The following is a 19,004-nucleotide window of genomic DNA, read 5'->3' on the forward strand; positions in this document are numbered from 1 at the left end:
TTACGAACGATGGGGAGATTGGTATGGCGAAGTTCCTGGCTCCGGCCCTGGGCAGCGCGGCAGTCGGTGTTGTTCTCGGCATCGTGGCGGTGTTCGGAGTGACAGCCGCCGTGCAGGAGAACACGCGCCCCGAGATCGACCGCAGCGGAAACGCCGATTCCTCCCTCCTGAACCAGGTTGAGTACGGCAGCCGCTGACGGCTCCGGCAACGCTTCGAGTTCACTCACGTACCGAGGCGCGACGGACACCCCGTCCGCCGAACCCCTGTCTCGACGGTGGCTGTACGGCGCCACCGTGGTGGCAGTGCTGCTGTCGTTCGCACAGGTCCCTGGCCTGGTCGTCGCCGACACCAAGTACGACCTGACGCAGAATCCGCTCGGTTTTCTCGCGCGCGCTGCTCACCAGTGGAGCAGCACCGCGCCGCTCGGGCAGGTGCAGAACCAGGCGTACGGCTATTTCTTCCCGCACGGCACGTTCTTCGCCGCCGGGCAACTGCTGCACATCCCGCCATGGATCACCCAGCGTGCCTGGTGGGCGGTGCTGCTCGTCGTCGGTTTCTGGGGAATCATCCGGCTTGCCGAGGCCCTCGGAATCGGTAACCGCGGTTCCCGTGTACTCGCGGCGATCGTGTTCGTCCTCTCCCCCCGCGTCCTGACCACACTCGGATCCATCTCCTCCGAGGCGCATCCGATGATGCTGGCCCCGTGGGTGCTCCTTCCCCTCGTCCGCTACCTGAGCAACCGGGATGTGTGGTCGCCGCGCAGGCTGGCCGCGCAGTCGGCGGTGGCGGTCGCGCTCATGGGCGCGATCAACGCCGTGGCCACCGCGGCGGCCTGTCTCATCGCCGCGTTGTGGTGGGTCGCGCACCGGCCCGATCGCCGATGGTGGCGATTCACGGTGTGGTGGATTCCGTTGTGCCTCGTCGCGGTGACGTGGTGGATGGTGCCGCTGCTCCTGCTCGGCCGCGTCAGCCCGCCGTTCCTCGATTTCATCGAATCGTCCGGCGTGACCACCGAATGGACGTCGCTCGCGGAGGTACTTCGCGGGACGAGCAGCTGGACGCCGTTCGTCTCCCCCGAGCGCATCGCCGGCGCCGTCCTGGTGACCCAGCCCGCCGCAGTACTCGTCACCGGCGCGCTCGCGGCAGCCGGAATGGCCGGCCTCGCGATGCGGTCCATGCCCGCGCGTGGCCGCCTGACCCTGATCCTGTTCGTCGGGATCGCAGGGCTCGGCGCCGGCTACGCCGGGGATCTCGGCTCGCCGTTCGCAGATCAGGTGCGCACGTTCCTGGACTCCACGGGCGCGCCGCTACGCAACGTCCACAAACTCGAACCACTGATCCGCTTGCCGCTCGTCCTCGGGCTCGCACACCTGCTGCGGTGGGTGCCTATGCCCGGTTCGGTGCCGTGGGCGCGTACCCGCGCCGCGTTCGCCCACCCCGAACGCAACCCGATGGTCGCCTTCACGACGCTCGTTCTCGTCGCGCTGACCCTCGCGACGTCGCTCGCGTGGACCGGCAAGCTCGCACCGCGCGGCGCCTACGACAGCGTGCCCGAGTACTGGCACGACACCGCGGCGTGGCTCGACGAGAACACCGACGATCGCGGGGAACGCGCCCTGATCGTGCCCGGAGCACCGTTCGGCAGCCAGATCTGGGGACTGACCCGCGACGAGCCGCTACAGGCACTCGCCTCCACACCGTGGGCGTCGCGCGACGCCGTGCCCCTCGTCCCGCCGGGCGCGATCCGGGCCCTCGATTCGGTGCAACGGCAGATCGCGGACGGTCGCCCCTCGCCGGGGCTGGCCGCGACCCTGCGCGGCCAGGGCATCGGGTTCCTCGTGGTGCGCAACGACCTCGATCCGGAGACGTCCCCGGCCGCACGACCCGCGCTGGTCCACCGCGCTCTCGACGAGTCCCCCGGCATCGAGCGGGTCGCCCGATTCGGCGACGACATCGTGTTCGCGAACGCCGACGGATTCGTCACCGACGCCGACCTGCGCCCGGTGTATCCGGCGGTGGAGATCTACCGCGTGACTGCCCCCGCGGCGGCCCCCACCGGCCCGTACATGGTGGACGCGGCGGACGTGCCCGTCGTCCAGGGCGGCCCCGAATCGTTGCTCGGCATCAACACCGCAGACCCGGACCGGGTCGGGCCCACACTGCTCGCCGCCGATGCGGAACGCGCGGGTCGACCCGTCGGCGAACTCACCGTCACCGACACCCCGACCGACCGTGAGACCGACTACGGCCAGGTGGATCACCATTCCTCGGCGATCCGCGCGGCCGACGACCCGCGGCGCACCCACAACGCGGTGCCCGACTATCCCGTCCCGGACACCGAACTCGTCCGCGCCGAGTGGGAAGGCGCACGAATCACGGTGTCGAGCGCCGCCTCGGATGCCACCCAGCTCGGCGGCACCGCGGTGGGCAGCGGACCCGCCGCCGTCGTCGACGGCGACCCCACCACCGGCTGGCACAGCAACGGTCTCGAATCCGCGGTCGGCCAGTGGCTGCAACTCGACCTCGACACCCCGATCCACGCCGGCATGCTGCAACTGACGATCAGTTCCGGAGCGCTCGGCGATCCCGTGCGGTGGCTCGAGGTGTCCACCGAACGCGGCAGCACCGCCGTACGCGTCGACGAACCCGGGCGGCCCCAGACGGTCGCGCTGCCGCTCGGGACGACGTCGTGGATCCGTATCACCTCCACCCACACCGAACGCGGGACGCGCGGCAACCAGTTCGGGATCGCCGAGCTCGCGGTGGACGAGTTCACCGACGGTCGCACCCCCGAACGCATCGACATCCGGCGCCGCATCGTCGTCCCGGGACCGTCCGCAGGCGCCGAGGTCCGCGGCTGGAATCTCGGACAAGAGTTCCCCGGGCGCGGTAGCTGCGTCGACACCCCGGACCGGGTGCGGTGCGCGCGTGGCCTCGCGACGTCGACGGAAGAGCCCAACACGTTCACGCGCACCCTCGAGGTTCCCGCCGCCACCGCCGTCGAACCGGACCTGTGGGTCCGGGCGCGGCCTGGGCCGGCACTCGACGCCCTCGTCACCCGCACCGATCGGGTCGTCGCCCGTGGCGCCGCCGAGGTCGTCGATCTGCAGGGATCCGCCTTCGCGGCAACCGACGGCGACCCCCGTACGTCGTGGGCCGCCGACGAGGGATCCCTCGGGCCCGGTGGCCCGCGCCCGACTCTCACGCTGGAACTGCCCTCGCCGCAACGGGTGACAGGTCTGGACATCGCAACGTCGCTGGGGACGCTGCCGGTCGCGCCGCAGGCTGTCGCGGTGAACCTGGGCAACGGCCCGCAGGTACGTGAGCTGGACGAGGGCACCACGTCGGTGGAACTCGCCCCGCATCTCACCGACCGGATCACCCTCACGCTCGTCCGCTGGGACGACGTCCTCGACCGGACGGTGCTGGGCTTCTCGAAACTCGCGCCTCCCGGCATCGCCGAAGTGACCGTCCGAGGTGAGAACGGCCCGATCGGCGCACAGGATCCGATCTACGACAGGGAAGTGACCGTCGGATGCGAGGACGGCCCGGTCGTCACCGTCGACGGGCAGCAGTACCGCACGTCGGTGACGGCAACCGTCGGCGATCTCGCCTCCGGAGCAGAAGTTCCCGCGACACTGTGCGACGCCGATGTGGTGGGCATGGCCGCCGGCAGCGTCGATGTCGACGTCGTGCCGGGCACCGCGTTCATCGTCTCGCGCCTGCACCTGACCGTTCCCGGCGCCGACCCTCAGGTCGTGTCCCCGGTGGAGTTGGAGAAGGGTCGCTGGTCGGCTGCCCTGCGAGAGCTGACCGTGCCCGCAAGCGACGAGGACCGGCTGGTGGTGATCCCCGAAAGCACCAACGTCGGCTGGACGGCCCGCAGCGCGGACGGTCTCGACGCCACCCCCGTCGTCGTCGACGGGTGGCAACAGGGCTGGATCCTGCCGGCAGGCGCGGAAAGCACGCTGACGCTCGAGTTCACCACCGACCGCTGGTACCGGCTGGGGATCTTCGGCGGTCTCGCGCTGCTGCTGCCGTTGTTCGCGCTGGCCCTGTGGCCGCTGTCCAGGCGTCGCGGGTCGGACCCCGGCCCCGCGTCGCGTACCTGGCGGTCACCGGCGGTCGCATTTGCCGGTGTGCTGGCCGCCGCGGTCGTCGTGGCGGGTGGCGCAGGTGCGGCGGTGGTCGTTCTCGGTGCCGCCGGGCTCGTCGCCGTCGTGCGTCGTCGGGGACAGCGCGCCGCGTCCCGTCTACTCGTGGGCACCGCAGGCGGCGCGACCATGGTTGCGATGGCCTTGCTGTCCACCGGGCCGTGGCGCTCACCCGACGGATATGTCGGGCATTCCTACCTGATTCAGCTTGCGGCGCTGGTCGGGCTCGTCGCGGTGGGTTTCGCGGCCCTGCCCTTGCGGGACGCTTCCCAACGGCGGAAAGCGTCGCGGGCGGGTACCTCGACGAGCGCGTAACTGACCGACGCGATCGCGGTGCTGAGCACCAACGTCACCGCGAGCACCGGCCAGAAGTGGCCCTGGAACGGCGCGATCCCGAAAACCGGGAACACGATCGCCATCACCGCCAGGTGCCAGATGAACAGCCCGTACGACCAGCGGCCCACTGCCAGTGCCAGCGGACTCGCAAGGATCCGGTGCCGCTCGCGTGGGGCGAGCACCAGCGGTGCGAGCAGCGCGAAACTCATGATCGCGCCCAGCACGATCTTGTTGGTGTACTCCCACGGTTCGAGGTCGGTGAGCGTCTTCGGCCCGGCCAGCGGAGTGGCCGCCAGACCGAACGCCACCACCGCGATCACGGCCATGAGAGATCGGCGTTCCGCGATCCGGTGCAGCCACGTCCGGGGACCCGTCACGAGTTCGGCCAGGAGGATTCCGGCGACGAACCACGGCACGTACCCGGGTAGCCAGTTCTCGTGGTTGGTGTGCTCGGGAGTCGGCACCGGCAACCACACCCACGCCAGCGACAGCACGCTCACTCCGAGCAGCAACGGAATCCGGAACCTGGCGGACGGCCCCCGCAATCCGGCTACCGCGACCGCCGCCAGTGGCAGCACCGCATAGAACGCGACCTCGACGGACAGGCTCCACATCTGGGTGAGCCCTTCGGTGAGCGTCAGGGGCACGAACACCTGCGTGAACGTCATGTTCGCCCACCACACCGTGGCTCCACCCCCGGCGCCGGGGAGCAGCCACAACACCAGGATCACCGCGATCCAGTAGGCGGGCAGAATGCGCGTCGCGCGCGAGACCAGGTATCGGCGGGTGGAGGGTCGCGGGCCGAGGCCGCGCACCTCGGCGGCGTGCGGCCGCCACAGCAGAAAACCCGACAGGGCGAAGAACAGAGCGACGGCGAGATCCATCCGTCCCCAGACCCGGCCGATCACCGGGTCGTTCACCGCGCCGGTCTGGAATGCGACGTGGGTGACGAGCACGGCTACCGAGGCCAGCCCACGCATGCCCTCCAGCGCTGGGAGAAAGCCCTTCGCGCCGGGGTCGGGGGCCGTACTACTAGTCATCGGCGACCAGTGTGCCCGCCTAGGCATGCCCGCGTAAATGCGGGTTCGTCACGAGCGACGACCAACTCGAGTCCGTGGGCTGTTAGTGTCTGGGCTCACGTGGCGTTCGCGGGTCGGATGCCAAGGCGATCCGCGCAGCCCTGCTGCCGGTGGGGGTACTCGATGACAACCCGTTGAGTGAGGAGAGACAGCATGGCTGAGCGTTCGAGCTCCGGCCGGATACTTGCGTTGAGTCTGATAGGCCTGGGGGCTTTCCTCCTGGTAATCGCAATTCTCGTACCGACCTACACTGTCGGCAAATTGGCGACCACGCCCCTCGACCTCGAGGTGACCACGATCGCCGAGGGCACGGGCGACATCCTCAATTCACGAGCGCTGCTCGCAGGCAAGGCACAGGTCGACCGGGACGTCCCGATCGTGGCACAGCGTTACGTCACGGTGGAGGATCCGTCGAACGGCGACATCATGACGCTCCAGGCAGGTCAGACGGTGCGCCGTCTCGACATGCAGGGCGACACCGGCCTGGTCTCGGCGACGGTCGACCGGGTCACCATCGACCGCGACACGGCGCTGCCGGTCTCGTCCGAGGACTTCGCCGACCGCGTGAGCACGGTGCAGACGACTGCCGACGCGCCGCCCACCGATCTCGGCGACCGCGGTGGCCTGCAGTACAAGTTCCCGTTCGACGTCAAGCAGGAGTCGTACCCCTACTTCGACATCAATGCCCGCGAGACCTTCCCCCTCGAGTTCCAGGGTGAGGAAGAGATCAACGGCATGGCGGTCTACCACTTCCGTCAGGAAGTCGGACCGATCGACCTGTCCGAGGCCGATCCCGAGGTCCCCACGTACAAGCTGAGCCTCCCCGCCTCCACCTGGGGTGTCGGTGAGGGCGACGAGCCGATCACGATGACCCGCTGGTACAACAACGTCCGCGACCTGTGGGTCGACCCCATCACGGGTGTCGTGGTCAAGGGTCAGGAAGCACAGGACCAGTACTACGCACGCGAAGCCGACACCCCGGAGGTGACGGTTCTCGACGTCACACTGCCGTTCAACGAGGAAACCGTCGAGTACCAGATCGGTCAGGCCAAGGACGGGCAGGATCAGCTGTCGCTGTTCGGCCGCACCCTGCCGATCATCCTGGGCATCCTCGGCGCGATCCTGCTGATCGCGGGCTTCGTTCTCGGTCTCCGCGGCGGGCAGAACGGTGGCCGTCGTGCCGCCACCGCCAACGGACCGTCGCCGGCCGGTCCGGAGACCACCACGGTCGGCACGACGCAGTCGACGACGTCGCAGCGTGACTACACCGACGACCGCACCGAGGTCATCCCGCGCACCGATCCGGATGCGGACACGCAGCAGCGTGACTGGACCACCGATCAGACGCAGGAGATCCCGCGGACGGACCTGCGTAAGCCTCCTCCCCAGTAGGGCCGCAGTTCAGTAGAGCCGCAGTTCACTGCACCTCGCGCACCGCCCCTCACCGTCCACGGTGGGGGGCGGTGCCGTTCTCCGGGTCCGGCGCCGGCACAGACGCGCCGGCGGCACGCACGGCCAGCACGGCGACGACCGCCGCTGTCACTGCCGCGACGCCGACCGCGATCCCGACGAACTGTTCGATCGTGGAGGCGACCGTGAGCATCAAAATCGCTTCGACGGCGAGACCCGCCCACGCGACCAGCGCGAGATGCGTCCTTTCGCCCGCTATCGCCGACAGCAGCGCCCCCTGCAGCACCGACAGGCACGCTCCCTGCAGTGCGAACATCCACAGCAGCGACTGCACAGGCTGGTACGCGTCACCGACGAGAAGCGGGACGAGCGGTGCGCACACCGCGGCCGCCGCGACCAGCGCCGCGCCCAGGCCCACGAGCACCGTCAGCGCGGACCGCACCGCCGCCGCGGATTCCGCCGGATCGGCCATGCGTGGATACAGCACCACGCCGACCGCCTGCGGCAGCCAGAACGCCACCTTCGTCGCCACCGCGCCGAGGGCGTAAAGACCTGCGGAGTCGGGATCGAGCACCACGCGGGCGAGCAGCAGGTCGAGCGACGTCAACGCGATCAGCGCGAGTTGCACCTGGGAGGCACGCAGTACCGCTCCGGCGCTGGGCACCGGTGACCGTCCCGGCTCCGCACGGTCACCGCGTCCGACGAGCGCAGCCGCGACGACTGCGGTGAGACCGGTTCCCACGGCGCCGGCGAACAACGCCGCACCGGGTCCGCCGCCGAGCATGAGCACCACGACCGCCGGAACCACCTTCGCGACGCCCGCGGTGGCCAGCACGACGCTGAGCGCGCCGAACCTGCCGCTACCTTGCAGAAGCCCCTGTTCACCCGCGAGGAGCACGAGCAGCGGTGCGGTCACCAAGGATCCGGCCGCGCCCGCGACGCTGGTGTCGAGCGCCCACGCCACCACCGGAACAAGCACCAGCGCGACGACACCCGCCGCGGCCGCGCACCGGAAACCGAGGCGGCGGAGCACCGCGACGCTGCTGCCGTGCACGGCCTCGCGGGCCACGACCGTCTGCAGGGCGAGCGCCGGAACCGCCAGCACGAGCTGGGCGGCGAGCAGGCTCGCGAACTCGCCGTATCCGGCCGGACCGAGCCAGCGACCCGCGGGAAGGTGCAGCAGGTAAGCCGCGATGTTCGCGGTCATCGCCCCGACGGTCACCATCGTCATTCCGGCGGCAGCCGACCGCCGCGTCGTCTCGGGTCGAGGCATCCGCCCATCCTCGCATCAGCAGAGACACCGTATTCTGCCGCCATGCTCACGCCGGTGTCCTCGCGTTCGGGCGCACCGGCGTCGGTGCGTGCGTTCGCACCGGCCCTGTGGTCCCTCCTGCTGACGTTCGTGGTTCTCGGCCCGCTCCTGACATCCCCCGGTTATCTGCTGCTGCGGGACGCGGTGAGCACGCCGCGCTCCTTCCTCACCGACTCCGCCCTCGGTTTGTCCGACGCGGCGGCTCGCGCCGTCCCCCAGGATGCGCTGCTCGCCTGGGTGACCACCATGATCGACGGGGGAATCGCGGTGACCGTCATCCTGGCGCTGTCGGTGTGGGCCGCCGGGTGGGGAGCCGCGCGGCTCGTCTCCGTCGTGCTGCCGCGGGCGGGGATCCCCGGACAGCTCGTCGCGGCCACGGTCGCGGTCTGGAATCCCTACGTCGCCGAACGGTTGCTGCAGGGCCACTGGAGCCTGCTCGCCGGGTATGCCGCGCTGCCCTGGGCGATGTGCGCGGCGGTGACGATCCGTCGCCGGCGACGCGGCGGGTGGCCGGCATTGACGCTGAGCCTCGCAGCGGCCGGGCTGACACCGACCGGAGTGCTGCTCGCGGCCGTCGGGGCTCTGGCGGTGCTCGCCGTTCCCGGAGGACGCGTCTCGGTGCCCGCGCGGGTGGCCGGCGGGGCTGCCCTCACCGTGTGCGCGTCACTGCCGTGGCTCACCGCCACGTTCCTGGCGGGCGGAGGAACCGAGGCCGACCCGGCCGGGGTGCGGGCGTTCGCCGCGCGGGCGGAGCCGATGCTCGGCACCCTCGGGTCGCTCGCCGGGCTCGGCGGTATCTGGAACGCCGGTGCAGTGCCGGAGTCGCGGAGCACGCCGTGGGCGCTCGTCGGCACGGTCCTGTTGCTCGTCGTCGTGGGATGCGGTGTCCCGGCGCTGTGGCGTCGCCGTCGTCATCCGGTGGTCGTCTCGGCCGCGGTACTGGCTGCGCTGGCGGTGCTGGGACCTGCCGTGGCCGCGACGGGCGCCGGTCTCGCGGGCGGTGCATGGTCGATGGAGAACGTGCCCGGCACGGGCCTGCTCCGGGATACCCAGAAGTGGGTTGCGCTGGCGATGCCGGGTTACGCGCTGGCCGCAGCGGCAGGTGTGGGGGCGCTACGTCGCCGGTTCTCCGGCCCGTCGACGGTCTGGGCGACCGCTCTGATCGCCGGACTCCTGCTCGCACTGCCCGACCTCGCGTGGGGGGTCTCCGGGCAGATCCGGCCGGTGCACTACCCCGACGGGTGGCGCAAGGTCGCCGAGTCCGTCACCGCGCGCGACGGCGATGTGGCGGTGCTGCCGGGAGGCATGTTCCGGATCTTCGATTTCTCCGGTCTGGTGGCCGTCCTGGACCCCTTGCCACGCATGGTGCGTGCGGACGTGTTGCAGACCGGCACGCTCGTCGTGGCGGGAGGCACGGTAGCCGGTGAGGGTCACCGTGCCGAGGAAGTCGAAGAACTCCTGCTGACCGGCGCCGACCCGGCGGCACTAGCCGCGAACGGTGTGGGCTGGGTGGTCGTCGAACACGGCACCCCCGGCGGCCTCGGCGAGTCGCAGCGCACCCTGGATGCACTCGAGCAGGTGTACGGCGACGACGATCTGAGCCTGTACCGGGTCGACGGGGTTTCCGGCGACGCGTCGCCGCACCGGGCGTCCGCCATCGCGGCGCACATGGTGTGGCTGCTGATGTCAGCGTGCGGCGCTGTGGGCGTGCTTGTGCAGCGGTTCGCCCGTTCTCGGAAACAGCCCTGAGACGGCTCGGCCGCGGGCGGTGCCCGACAGGACGTCGAACACTCCGTCACCGGTGGCCTCCCACGAGAATTCCCCGGCCCGGAAGCGGGCCTTCGCACCGAGCTGACGCAGCCGGTCACGATCCTCGAGCAGGTCGGCCACCGCATCGGTGAGCTGGGCCGGAGAATTCACCAGCAGCCCCGTCACCCCGTCGATGATGGAATCGGTCAGGCCCTTGGAACTGCGGTATCCGATCGTGGGCACACCGTGCTGGGCGGCTTCGACCACCGCCAGACCCCACCCTTCCTTGCGGGAGGGCATCACGTGCAGCCATGCGCGGGAGAGGAGTTCGTGTTTCCGATCCTCGGCGACGTGACCGTGGAAGGTGACCGCGTCCGCGATGCCGAGTTCTGCTGCGGCATCGCGCAGGTTCTGTTCCCACCAGCCGCCGCCGATGACGTCGAGATGCAGGCCGGGAATGCGTCTGCGCAGCGCGGCGACAGCGCCGAGCGCGTCCTCGATCTGCTTGTGGGGTACGAGCCGGGACAGCACGCACAGGCTCGGATGTTCGGTGCGGGTGTGGTCGTCTCCGGGGACGACACCGGCGGGGATCGCGTCCGCGCCGTTGCGCACCACCGCGATGCGGTCCCGGTCGACGCCGAGCGCACGCAGTTCGTCGGCCGACGGGAGCGACACCGTGAGGTACTGGTTGCGGCGGTGGACCCGCGGCGACAACGACGACTCGATCCACCAGCCGAGTTTCGCCATCAGCCGTCCCGCGACAGGCCACTGCTCCCGGTGGCAATGGTGCACGAGGAGGGTGACCGGTGCTCCGGCGACCACCCTGGCGAAGAACGGGATGCCGTTCTGGGTGTCGATGACAGCATCGGGGCGGATTCCGGCCAGCGGACCGAACCCCAGCCGTCCGGCCGCGATCGCGGCGAGTGCGCGCGGGTACACGGTGAGCCGGCCGCCACCACGGCTGATGTCGATGCCGTCGACGGTGTCGCGACTCGGCGCACCCGGATACGACGCAGTGCGCAGCGTGACTTTGATACCGCGCGCGGCGAGTTGGGCGCCCACCTGTTCCAGGTACCGCTCGCTGCCACCCCCTTGGGGGTGTCCGGTGTCCCGCCAGCAGAGCAGCAGTACCTCCTGCACGCGAAGCCCCCAATGTGTTGCAGACGTCCCGTAGGGACCGGTGGGTGACCCGGGAGGGCCTAGGTATGACAACGAACACCCTAACGGTTACGGGACCGGCATAGGTATGGAGATCTCCCTCGAGCTCCACACTAAGGTGGTTCGACGTGCCTTCTCCGACCGCGCCCGACTCCCGCGTGACCCGGCTCTTCTCACGACGCGCGACGCTGCGTCGGTCGGTGGGCCTGCTGAGCAGTTTCCGTTTCGAGCAGACTGCGCCCGAGAAGTTCTACGGCGGCCTCGCCCACGACACGGTCGATCTGATCGGGGATCTGTACACCGGCGCCACCGGCACCGGACTGTCGGGCACGACGGTCGTCGACGTCGGTGGCGGACCCGGATACTTCGCGGACGCATTCCACGCGGTCGGGTCGCGTTACGTGCCGATCGAGCCGGATCCGTCGGAGATGCACGCGGCCGGACTGCGAGTGGGTGGCGCGATCCGTGGATCGGGACTGGCGTTGCCGCTGCGCGACGGTTCGGTGGACGTGTGCTTCTCGTCCAACGTCGCCGAGCACGTCTCGGCGCCGTTTGTGATGGCCGACGAGATGCTGCGCGTGACGCGGCCGGGCGGGCTGATGGTGCTGTCGTACACGTTGTGGTGGGGTCCGTTCGGCGGTCACGAGACAGGACCGTGGCACGCGTTCGGAGGTGAGTACGCGGCCCGGCGGTACGCCCGCAAGCACGGACGCGAACCGAAGAACAGATACGGGCATTCCTTGTTCGAGGTGGGTGCGAGCGACGGTCTGCGCTGGGCGCGGGCGACCCCGGACGGCACCTTGCTCGCCGCGTTTCCGCGCTACCACCCACGGTGGGCGTGGTGGCTCGTGAAAGTCCCGGGACTGCGGGAAATCCTGGTGAGCAACCTGGTTCTCGTGATGCAGCGGCGGTGACCTGCGCGGGCACCGGGCGCACATCGCCTAGGGTCGCGGTATGACCGCACTGGCCCTCGACGTCGGCGGCACGAAACTTGCCGCGGCCATCGTCGCCGACGACGCGACACCACTCGAGCCGAAGTCCTTGCCCGTGCCCGCCACGGGTGTCTGGAATTCGTGCGCCGCACTGCTGCGAGACGTCGCCGGCCCGGAACCGGTGACGGCGGTCGGGATCGCCGCGGCCGGTCCGGTCGACGCCGTGCACGGCACCGTGTCGCCGATCAACATCGCCGAATGGGCCGCCGGATTCCCGCTGGTCGATGCCGTCCGCAGCCTCTTCCCGCGCGCCCGCGTACGCATGGCAATGGACGGTGCCGCCGCGACCCTGGGTGAGCAGCGCTTCGGTGCCGGACGCGGCGCGCCCGATCTGCTCGGCGTGGTCGTCGGTACCGGGGTCGGAGGTGGGCTGGTTCTCGGCGGCCGGATCGTCGGCGGGCGCACAGGCAATGCCGGACACCTCGGGCACATGGTCTCGGCGTACGGGAACGCGGTGTGTGCGTGCGGAGGGGTCGGTTGTGTCGAGACCGTCGCGAGCGGGCCGTCCGCGGTTCGGTGGGCGCGGGCGCACGGCTGGGAAGGATCCGACGGTGCGGCGCTCGCTGCCGATGCCCAGGCCGGCATCGGTGTCGCCGCGGCCGCGCTCGAGCGCGCGGGAACCGCGTTGGGCCAGGTCATTGCATCCGCCGCGGCCCTGACGGACATCTCTCGTGTCGTGGTCGGCGGCGGCTTCGCGCAGTCCGGTACGCACCTGTGGCGGCCGATGCTGGCGTCGGCGTCGCGGCATGCCCGGCTCGGATTCTTGCGCGAGTTGCAGATCGTGCCCGCCGAACTCGGTGCGCTGGGCACCCTCGCGGGCGCGTCACTGCTCGCCTCAGGTCACGACTAGATAACCAATCCCTGCTCGCCCTCGACGCTGCCCTACCCTCTGACGTACCACTCATCCAGCGGATCGATCGGCGGTATCGGGATGCGGATTGCTGAGATTTTGCGGAACAAGGGGTCGGGCGTGTGCACCGTCCCACCCGAAACGCCGATCTGCGAGTTGCTCGGCGATTTCGCGCGTTACAACATCGGCGCCATGGTCGTGGTCGAGAACGACGCGGTGGTCGGCATCATCACCGAGCGAGACGTGGTTCGCAGCCTCAACCACCGCGGACCGTCCATCCTCGCCGACACCGCGCGCAACCTCATGACCACCGAGGTGGCGACGTGTCTCCCGAGCGACACCGTCCACAGTCTGGCCGAGACGATGACCGACAGACGGGTCCGTCACCTGCCGGTCGTCGAGGACGGACGCCTCGTCGGGATCGTCAGTATCGGTGACATCGTCAAGAGCCGTCTCGACGAACTGCAGGACGAACGCGATCAGCTCGCGTCGTACATCCACCGAGGTTGACGACTATCCGTCCGAGTTCTCGGCGTCGCTCTGCTCGTCGTCACCGTCCGTGGCTGTCTTCTTGGGCCGATCGAGGACGCTCACGCTCATCCCGTAGGGCAGGAAGCGCACCGACCTGGTCGGATCGGTGTTGCCCTTGAGTGCGCGCAGGGCGTCGAGTTCGGCCGGATAGACCTGATCGACATACACGACTCCGTCGTCGTCGCTGGTGTAGACGACCCAGACGCCCGCGCCGGTCTCGCCCGTAGTCTCGGGCGAGGGGGCACTATGGGGTGTGCGGGGTCGCTCCGGCGCGTCGAGGAACGACAGCACACGGTCCTTGAGCTGACGTAACTCCTCACCGGCCTCGCGGACCACTCGGTCGAGGTCGTCGGGATCGAATCCGAAGGGGTTGTTCTCCGCCATTGTTCTCTCCTGCCGTTGGCCCCGTGACCGAGCGCCACGGCCACTGGACCCCGTCGCGTGACCCCGGGCACTGTCCAGTGTGGTCAACTCCCCGGGTTCCCGCCACCGCCCGTCCTCAACCTTCCCAAAAACCTGTAACCTGTTCTAGTGTTCGGGGTCACAGGCGGGGGCCGCCGGAACGCCGGTACCGAACCACGAACCTGCCTTGTATACGAGCAACCAGCAACTGGTGAGGATGCGGACATGACCGACTACGACAAGTTGTTCATCGGCGGCCAATGGGTGGCACCGTCGACCGACGAGAAACTCGAGGTGTTCTCCCCGGCGACGGAGACACGCGTCGGATCGGTTCCCGTCGCCGGGCCGAAGGACGTCGATGCAGCAGTCGCCGCCGCGCGTCGCGCGTTCGACGACGGCCCGTGGCCGCGCATGACCCCGACCGAGCGCGGCCGGGTGATCGCGAAAGCCGCAAAACTTCTCGAAGAACGCGGTGCCGAGATCGCGTCGCTCGTCTCGTCCGAAATGGGCCAGCCCGCCGCCTCGGTGCAGATGATGCAGATGACGCCGTCCCTCGCAACGCTCAACTACTATGCAGGACTTGCCGATTCGTTCAAGTGGACGGACGAGCGGACCGGTTCGTTCGGCCGCTCGCGCGTCACCCGCGAACCGGTCGGTGTCGTCGGAGCCGTGATCGCATGGAACGTGCCGTTGTTCCTGTGCGCCAACAAGCTCGGACCTGCCCTCCTCGCCGGCTGCAGCGTCGTCCTCAAGCCGGCACCGGAATCGCCCCTCGCGGTCAACGTCGTCGCCGAAATCTTCACGGAGGCCGGACTTCCCGAAGGAGTCCTGTCCGTGGTGCCTGGTGGCGCCGAGACCGGTGAATACCTCGTCTCGCACCCCGACCTCGACAAGATCACGTTCACCGGCTCGACGGCCGTCGGCAAGCACATCGGCGAGATCGCCGCACGCAATCTCAAGCGCTGCTCCCTCGAACTCGGTGGCAAGTCCGCGGCCATCATCCTCGAGGACGCCGATCTCGACTCCACCATCGCGATGCTCGTGATGTCGGGCCTGATGAACACGGGCCAGGCCTGCGTCGGGCAGACCCGCATCCTCGCGCCGCGGTCCCGGTACGACGAGGTGGTCGAGAAGATCGTCGCCACCGCCGCCTTCTTCCCCGTCGGCCCGCCGTCCGACGAAGGTGCACAACTCGGTCCCCTGATCTCGGCCAAACAGCGCGAACGCGTCGAGGGTTACATCGCCAAGGGCCTCGAAGAAGGTGCCCGCCTCGTCCTCGGCGGCGGTCGCCCCGCGGGCCTCGACACGGGCTACTTCGTCGAACCCACCGTTTTCGCCGACGTCGACAATTCGATGACGATCGCGCGCGAGGAGATCTTCGGCCCCGTCCTGTGCGTCCTGCCCTACGACAGTGTCGACGAAGCCGTGCAGATCGCCAACGACTCCGACTACGGCCTTGCGGGATCGGTCTACACCACCGATGTCGAGAAGGGCCTCGACATCGCGTCGCGCGTCCGGACCGGCACGTACGGAATCAACTGGTACGCATTCGATCCCGGCTCGCCGTTCGGTGGGTACAAGAATTCGGGCATCGGCCGCGAGAACGGTCCCGAAGGCCTCGAGGCGTTCTGCGAGACCAAGTCCGTGCTCTACCCGCCCGGTTACCAGGACTGACCCGAAACCGGGTCCAGCGAAACAAAAAGCGTGGCACTCGGTCGAAAGACCGGGTGCCACCCTTCGTGCTACCCCCGCAATGCTTCGTCCCGGACGTTCGGCCGAAACACTGCGACCTCTGCCAATGCAGCCGTGGCCGATTCGACAGCACCTTCGAACAGCGCTGCGCCGGCTTCAGCCGACGCCGCCGTCGGGTCGCCGATCACTCCGAGGCTGCCGAAGTCGTCGCTGAGCCACCCGAAGCTCACGGGCTTGCCGAACCCGACGTAGTGGTACTCCGTGAGGTGTTCGGGGACGCTGCGCTCTGCGAGAGACATATCCACCAAGTCCGGACGCAGATGCAACATCAGTGACGATTCCTTCGCACCGCCGTGTACACCCATCCCGAGTTCGTCACCGACCGATACGCCACCCTGATCCGCGGGCATGGACGCATGGAGCAAGAAAGTCTGCAGTCCGAAGCGGCGGCGCAGTTCCCGGCAGGCGACCTGGAGCAGCGCCGAATTACCACCGTGCCCGTTGAAGAAAGCCAGTCGACGACAAGGGGTCGACGCGACCGAGCGCCCGATATCCACCACGGTGGCCATCATCGTTTCCCACGACAACCACACTGTTCCGGGCGCCCAGTGGTGCTCGTCGGACTTCGTGTACGCCAGTGGAGGCAGGTGCCACACATCGACGCCACGTGCATGCGCACGTTCGACCGCACTCCGGGCCACCGCATCCGCAACGATCAGATCGGTTGCCAGAGGAAGATGTGGACCGTGATGCTCGATCGCGCCGGTCGGAACGACGATCACCGAATCGCGTGCGAGGACTGCGCCTGCGGCAGGCCCCGAGAGCTCGGCCAGATTGCGCGTCATACGAGCTTGCCCGGATTGAGCAGTCCGTGCGGGTCGACACGTGCGGCGTGCGCCCGGACGGCTTCCACGTTACGGTCCACGAACCACTGGTGGGGGCTGTGAACAGCGACCCCCAGTTCCCGTAGCCGGTCGATGCCGTCGTAGACCTGCTCCGGGCTGTGGTAGATCCCGTTGAGCATGCCGATCGGCGCCCTGTGGCCGGCCTCGATGTGCAGCATCGATCCGTCGTACACCTGGTTCACCTCCGCAAAGCGGTCGACCAGTGCGTCGCCGCCGACTTCCACGTGGAAGTATTTTCCGGGAGCCGTTCTCTGCAGATGCCACGTCGGATGGTTGTACGACAAAGAGGACAGTTTCGCTCCGGTCTGAGGCCCTTGCCGGATGTCCTCGACTCGGCCGCCCGCATTCTCGACCATGGCGACCGCCGTATCGAGGGCCTCCACATCGATGATCGAGCGGAGGCTCGCGCGGCCGTGTGGGTACCCACGATCGCGCGGCAGTGTGGCGACCACCTGCGGCACATCGGCCGAGACGAGGCGGGGACGGGGCGACAGACGGCCCAATTCCCGCACCATCGGTAGAGCTTGTTCGAAAGTTTCGAAGCTGCAGAACAATCCACGCCAGTCCTGGAGTGGTTCGAGCCTGACCGTCGCCCGTGCCAGGATGCCCGTGACGCCGTACGCGTGCAGATAGGTATCCACCTCCGCTCCGGACACGGATACGAGTTCACTGCTGCCGTCGGCATGTGCAACGTCGAGTGCGGTCACGAACCCGTCCATATTCGACCCGTGCGCGATAGTGCCCGTTCCGCCCGAACCACCAGCAAGAAAACCTCCGAGAGAACTCCCCCCGGTCGACGGGTACATCCACAATTGCTGGCCGTGATCGCGAGCGACGGATTCGAGCGTGGTCATCTTGGCGCCGGCCTCGGCAACTAGGTACCCGTCCCCGATCTCGAGAACCGCAGTCGCACGGGATAAGTCGACCACGAGCCCGCCGCGCATCGGGATCGCCTGGCCGTAGTTCCCGGTTCCTTTCCCTCGCGGCGTCACCGGGACCGCATGTTCCACCGCCAGAGCGACGATCGGCGCCACCTGGTCTGCAGACGACGGATACACCACGAGATCGGCGAGTCCGAGAGGGAGTTGAGCTTCGAGAATCGGTGACATCTTCGCCCAGTCGGCGGAGGCTTTCCGACGGGCCGCCAAGTCGGTACTCACGCAGTCGGCGCCCACGAGCACCCGAAGCTTGCTGGTGAAGACGTCGAGACGGGATTGGAGAACCGAGGTCACAGTTCCGCTCCGATCGAGGTGTCGACGAACTGGTTCGTGGCGATGTCGTCCGGTGTGATGTCGGCCTTGATCGACGCCCCGGATTGCTGAAGGATCGGAACGAACGTGTCGATCGTTTCCTGAATCCGAGCGATGTCGAATTGTCCGACGGCGAGGCCCGGTTCGGCCCCCATGAAGCCCTGCTCCTTCAACTGGGTCGCGCCGTATTCGGCCACCCCTTCGGAGTAAACCCAGCCGTCGTTGTACTGCGTGACGATGTCGGTGATGATTGCATTTGCCCTGGAGGGGTCGGCGACGTAGTCGAGAGTCGACTGCTGAATGATCGGCACGAGCTTCGCAAGACATGCCTCGTGCTCGGCAAGCTTGTCGGCACGAACCGAAATCGCCTGGGGATATACGACATAACCCTCGTCTGCGATAAGGGCCGAGGCGATCGGCCTGCCCCAAGCTCCGACTTCGTTCTCGTATGTGTACGGCTCGGCGGTCGCGTACCCCTGCTGCACGATCGTAGGGTCGGCAACGAACCGGGCCGGCGCACCGTCGTAGCTGTTGTCGAGCTGGTCTGCCTTCAAGAGCCCCCTGCTCACGAGCATCGGTCCGAAGACGTTGCCCTGGTTCACCACCACGGTCGCGTCGGACTTGCCGATATCGCCGAGGGTCTTCCAGTCGGGATAAGTTTCCGGATCCCACATCAGGATCTGGGGACTCTTCTTCATCAGGGCCGCCACCGCGATCACGGGCTGGCTCTGCGAAGCAGAGATGGCCCCGTCGGTGGTGATCGTGCCGAGCATCAGGTCGTCGTCGACGTACAGCTGGGACGAGACCGATTGGAATCCGATGGCCGGACCGCCGGCACGGACGTTCACCGCCACCCCGGTGTCCTTGCCATCGGCAACGAGAGTGCCGGTCACACTCTTGCCGGCGGTATCGACGGTGTAGTCGGGTCCTACCAGATTGTAGAGCGGGCCGTGTTCGGCTTCCGGTTCCCAATCCATCTGAATGCCGATCACATCCGGACATATCCCGGACAGTGCCTGATCTGCTGCGGCGGGTTCGAGAGAGACGGTCTCCGTCGTGCCGGTTTCCGAACTTCCGCATGCACCGAGCACCGCGGTGGACAGGACTATGGTCGCGAGGACCGGAATCGAGCGTGTCGATCGCACAGAATGCCTCCGATGGTGAGTGAGAAAGCAGGGTCGAG

At 68.5% G+C, this 19,004-nt stretch carries 15 protein-coding genes; 8 read left to right on the top strand and 7 right to left on the bottom strand.

What is annotated here, in order from left to right; all coding sequences use genetic code 11:
• Window positions 1–23 precede the first annotated feature (23 nt).
• Together RDCOP1_RS17850 and RDCOP1_RS17855 are read left to right on the top strand one after the other, a co-directional pair.
• Window positions 24–197 (top strand): DUF2613 domain-containing protein, encoded by a 174-nt coding sequence (locus RDCOP1_RS17850; protein ID WP_072703384.1) that lies wholly within the window; start codon window positions 24–26, stop codon window positions 195–197.
• A complete protein-coding gene (locus RDCOP1_RS17855; RefSeq protein ID WP_072703388.1) occupies window positions 178–4,470 on the top strand; it encodes an alpha-(1->3)-arabinofuranosyltransferase in 4,293 nt (1,430 codons plus the stop codon). Before RDCOP1_RS17850 ends, RDCOP1_RS17855 begins: the two co-directional genes overlap by 20 nt.
• Here the strand turns inward: RDCOP1_RS17855 and RDCOP1_RS17860 are convergent.
• On the bottom strand, window positions 4,359–5,531 hold the full coding sequence (locus tag RDCOP1_RS17860; RefSeq protein ID WP_072703391.1) for an acyltransferase family protein: 1,173 nt from the start codon (window positions 5,529–5,531) through the stop codon (window positions 4,359–4,361). The two genes, RDCOP1_RS17855 and RDCOP1_RS17860, sit on opposite strands and share 112 nt — an antisense overlap.
• A gap of 192 nt (window positions 5,532–5,723) precedes the next feature.
• On the opposite strand from RDCOP1_RS17860, the gene pgfA reads away from it, so the two are divergent.
• On the top strand, window positions 5,724–6,962 hold the full coding sequence (gene pgfA, locus RDCOP1_RS17865; protein WP_072703394.1) for a cell envelope lipid trafficking protein PgfA: 1,239 nt from the start codon (window positions 5,724–5,726) through the stop codon (window positions 6,960–6,962).
• A gap of 49 nt (window positions 6,963–7,011) precedes the next feature.
• On the opposite strand, the gene RDCOP1_RS17870 is transcribed toward pgfA, so the two are convergent.
• On the bottom strand, window positions 7,012–8,253 hold the full coding sequence (locus tag RDCOP1_RS17870; protein WP_072703397.1) for a polysaccharide biosynthesis protein: 1,242 nt from the start codon (window positions 8,251–8,253) through the stop codon (window positions 7,012–7,014).
• A 42-nt stretch (window positions 8,254–8,295) separates the two neighbouring features.
• Between RDCOP1_RS17870 and RDCOP1_RS17875 the strand changes: the two genes are divergently transcribed.
• A complete protein-coding gene (locus tag RDCOP1_RS17875; protein WP_072703400.1) occupies window positions 8,296–10,041 on the top strand; it encodes an MmpA family trehalose lipid delivery protein in 1,746 nt (581 codons plus the stop codon).
• Here the strand turns inward: RDCOP1_RS17875 and RDCOP1_RS17880 are convergent.
• Entirely contained in the window at window positions 9,979–11,181 is a 1,203-nt protein-coding gene (locus RDCOP1_RS17880; RefSeq protein WP_072703403.1) for a glycosyltransferase family 4 protein, read from the bottom strand. The two genes, RDCOP1_RS17875 and RDCOP1_RS17880, sit on opposite strands and share 63 nt — an antisense overlap.
• A 176-nt stretch (window positions 11,182–11,357) precedes the next feature.
• Between RDCOP1_RS17880 and RDCOP1_RS17885 the strand changes: the two genes are divergently transcribed.
• The 3 genes from RDCOP1_RS17885 to RDCOP1_RS17895 all read left to right on the top strand — a co-directional run bounded on the left by RDCOP1_RS17885 (window position 11,358) and on the right by RDCOP1_RS17895 (window position 13,551).
• Entirely contained in the window at window positions 11,358–12,113 is a 756-nt protein-coding gene (locus RDCOP1_RS17885) for a class I SAM-dependent methyltransferase (protein ID WP_072703405.1), read from the top strand.
• Between the two features lie 40 nt (window positions 12,114–12,153).
• Window positions 12,154–13,041 (top strand): ROK family protein, encoded by an 888-nt coding sequence (locus RDCOP1_RS17890; RefSeq protein ID WP_072703408.1) that lies wholly within the window; start codon window positions 12,154–12,156, stop codon window positions 13,039–13,041.
• Between the two features lie 81 nt (window positions 13,042–13,122).
• Entirely contained in the window at window positions 13,123–13,551 is a 429-nt protein-coding gene (locus tag RDCOP1_RS17895; RefSeq protein ID WP_072703411.1) for a CBS domain-containing protein, read from the top strand.
• Between the two features lie 3 nt (window positions 13,552–13,554).
• On the opposite strand, the gene RDCOP1_RS17900 is transcribed toward RDCOP1_RS17895, so the two are convergent.
• The gene (locus RDCOP1_RS17900) at window positions 13,555–13,956 is read right to left on the bottom strand and encodes an Rv0313 family protein (RefSeq protein ID WP_072703414.1); all 402 of its coding nucleotides are present in this window, start codon (window positions 13,954–13,956) and stop codon (window positions 13,555–13,557) included.
• 243 nt (window positions 13,957–14,199) lie between these two features.
• Between RDCOP1_RS17900 and RDCOP1_RS17905 the strand changes: the two genes are divergently transcribed.
• Window positions 14,200–15,648 carry an aldehyde dehydrogenase gene (locus tag RDCOP1_RS17905; RefSeq protein WP_072703417.1) on the top strand — a complete coding sequence of 483 codons (1,449 nt, stop codon included), beginning with the start codon at window positions 14,200–14,202 and terminating at the stop codon, window positions 15,646–15,648.
• A gap of 68 nt (window positions 15,649–15,716) precedes the next feature.
• Here RDCOP1_RS17905 and RDCOP1_RS17910 read toward each other — a convergent pair whose 3' ends face one another.
• The 3 genes from RDCOP1_RS17910 to RDCOP1_RS21620 are packed head-to-tail and all read right to left on the bottom strand — an operon-like array spanning window position 15,717 to window position 18,966.
• Entirely contained in the window at window positions 15,717–16,511 is a 795-nt protein-coding gene (locus tag RDCOP1_RS17910) for a creatininase family protein (protein WP_072703420.1), read from the bottom strand.
• On the bottom strand, window positions 16,508–17,803 hold the full coding sequence (locus RDCOP1_RS17915; RefSeq protein ID WP_072703423.1) for an FAD-binding oxidoreductase: 1,296 nt from the start codon (window positions 17,801–17,803) through the stop codon (window positions 16,508–16,510). Before RDCOP1_RS17915 ends, RDCOP1_RS17910 begins: the two co-directional genes overlap by 4 nt.
• Window positions 17,800–18,966 carry a substrate-binding domain-containing protein gene (locus RDCOP1_RS21620; RefSeq protein ID WP_072703426.1) on the bottom strand — a complete coding sequence of 389 codons (1,167 nt, stop codon included), beginning with the start codon at window positions 18,964–18,966 and terminating at the stop codon, window positions 17,800–17,802. The genes RDCOP1_RS17915 and RDCOP1_RS21620 overlap by 4 nt, the downstream gene beginning before the upstream one ends.
• Window positions 18,967–19,004 lie beyond the last annotated feature (38 nt).

The sequence above is a fragment of the Rhodococcus coprophilus NBRC 100603 genome, assembly GCF_001895045.1.
In the GTDB taxonomy this organism is placed as follows: Bacteria; Actinomycetota; Actinomycetes; order Mycobacteriales; family Mycobacteriaceae; genus Rhodococcus; species Rhodococcus coprophilus.

Bases quoted from the DNA above. Each gene is read 5' to 3' on its own strand.
- RDCOP1_RS17860 (WP_072703391.1), bottom strand. From the start codon at position 5,531: ATGACTAGTAGTACGGCCCCCGACCCCGGCGCGAAGGGCTTTCTCCCA.
- RDCOP1_RS17875 (WP_072703400.1), top strand. From the start codon at position 8,296: ATGCTCACGCCGGTGTCCTCGCGTTCGGGCGCACCGGCGTCGGTGCGT.
- pgfA (WP_072703394.1), top strand. From the start codon at position 5,724: ATGGCTGAGCGTTCGAGCTCCGGCCGGATACTTGCGTTGAGTCTGATA.
- RDCOP1_RS17870 (WP_072703397.1), bottom strand. From the start codon at position 8,253: ATGCCTCGACCCGAGACGACGCGGCGGTCGGCTGCCGCCGGAATGACG.
- RDCOP1_RS17895 (WP_072703411.1), top strand. From the start codon at position 13,123: ATGCGGATTGCTGAGATTTTGCGGAACAAGGGGTCGGGCGTGTGCACC.
- RDCOP1_RS17905 (WP_072703417.1), top strand. From the start codon at position 14,200: ATGACCGACTACGACAAGTTGTTCATCGGCGGCCAATGGGTGGCACCG.
- RDCOP1_RS17910 (WP_072703420.1), bottom strand. From the start codon at position 16,511: ATGACGCGCAATCTGGCCGAGCTCTCGGGGCCTGCCGCAGGCGCAGTC.
- RDCOP1_RS17890 (WP_072703408.1), top strand. From the start codon at position 12,154: ATGACCGCACTGGCCCTCGACGTCGGCGGCACGAAACTTGCCGCGGCC.
- RDCOP1_RS17850 (WP_072703384.1), top strand. From the start codon at position 24: ATGGCGAAGTTCCTGGCTCCGGCCCTGGGCAGCGCGGCAGTCGGTGTT.
- RDCOP1_RS17900 (WP_072703414.1), bottom strand. From the start codon at position 13,956: ATGGCGGAGAACAACCCCTTCGGATTCGATCCCGACGACCTCGACCGA.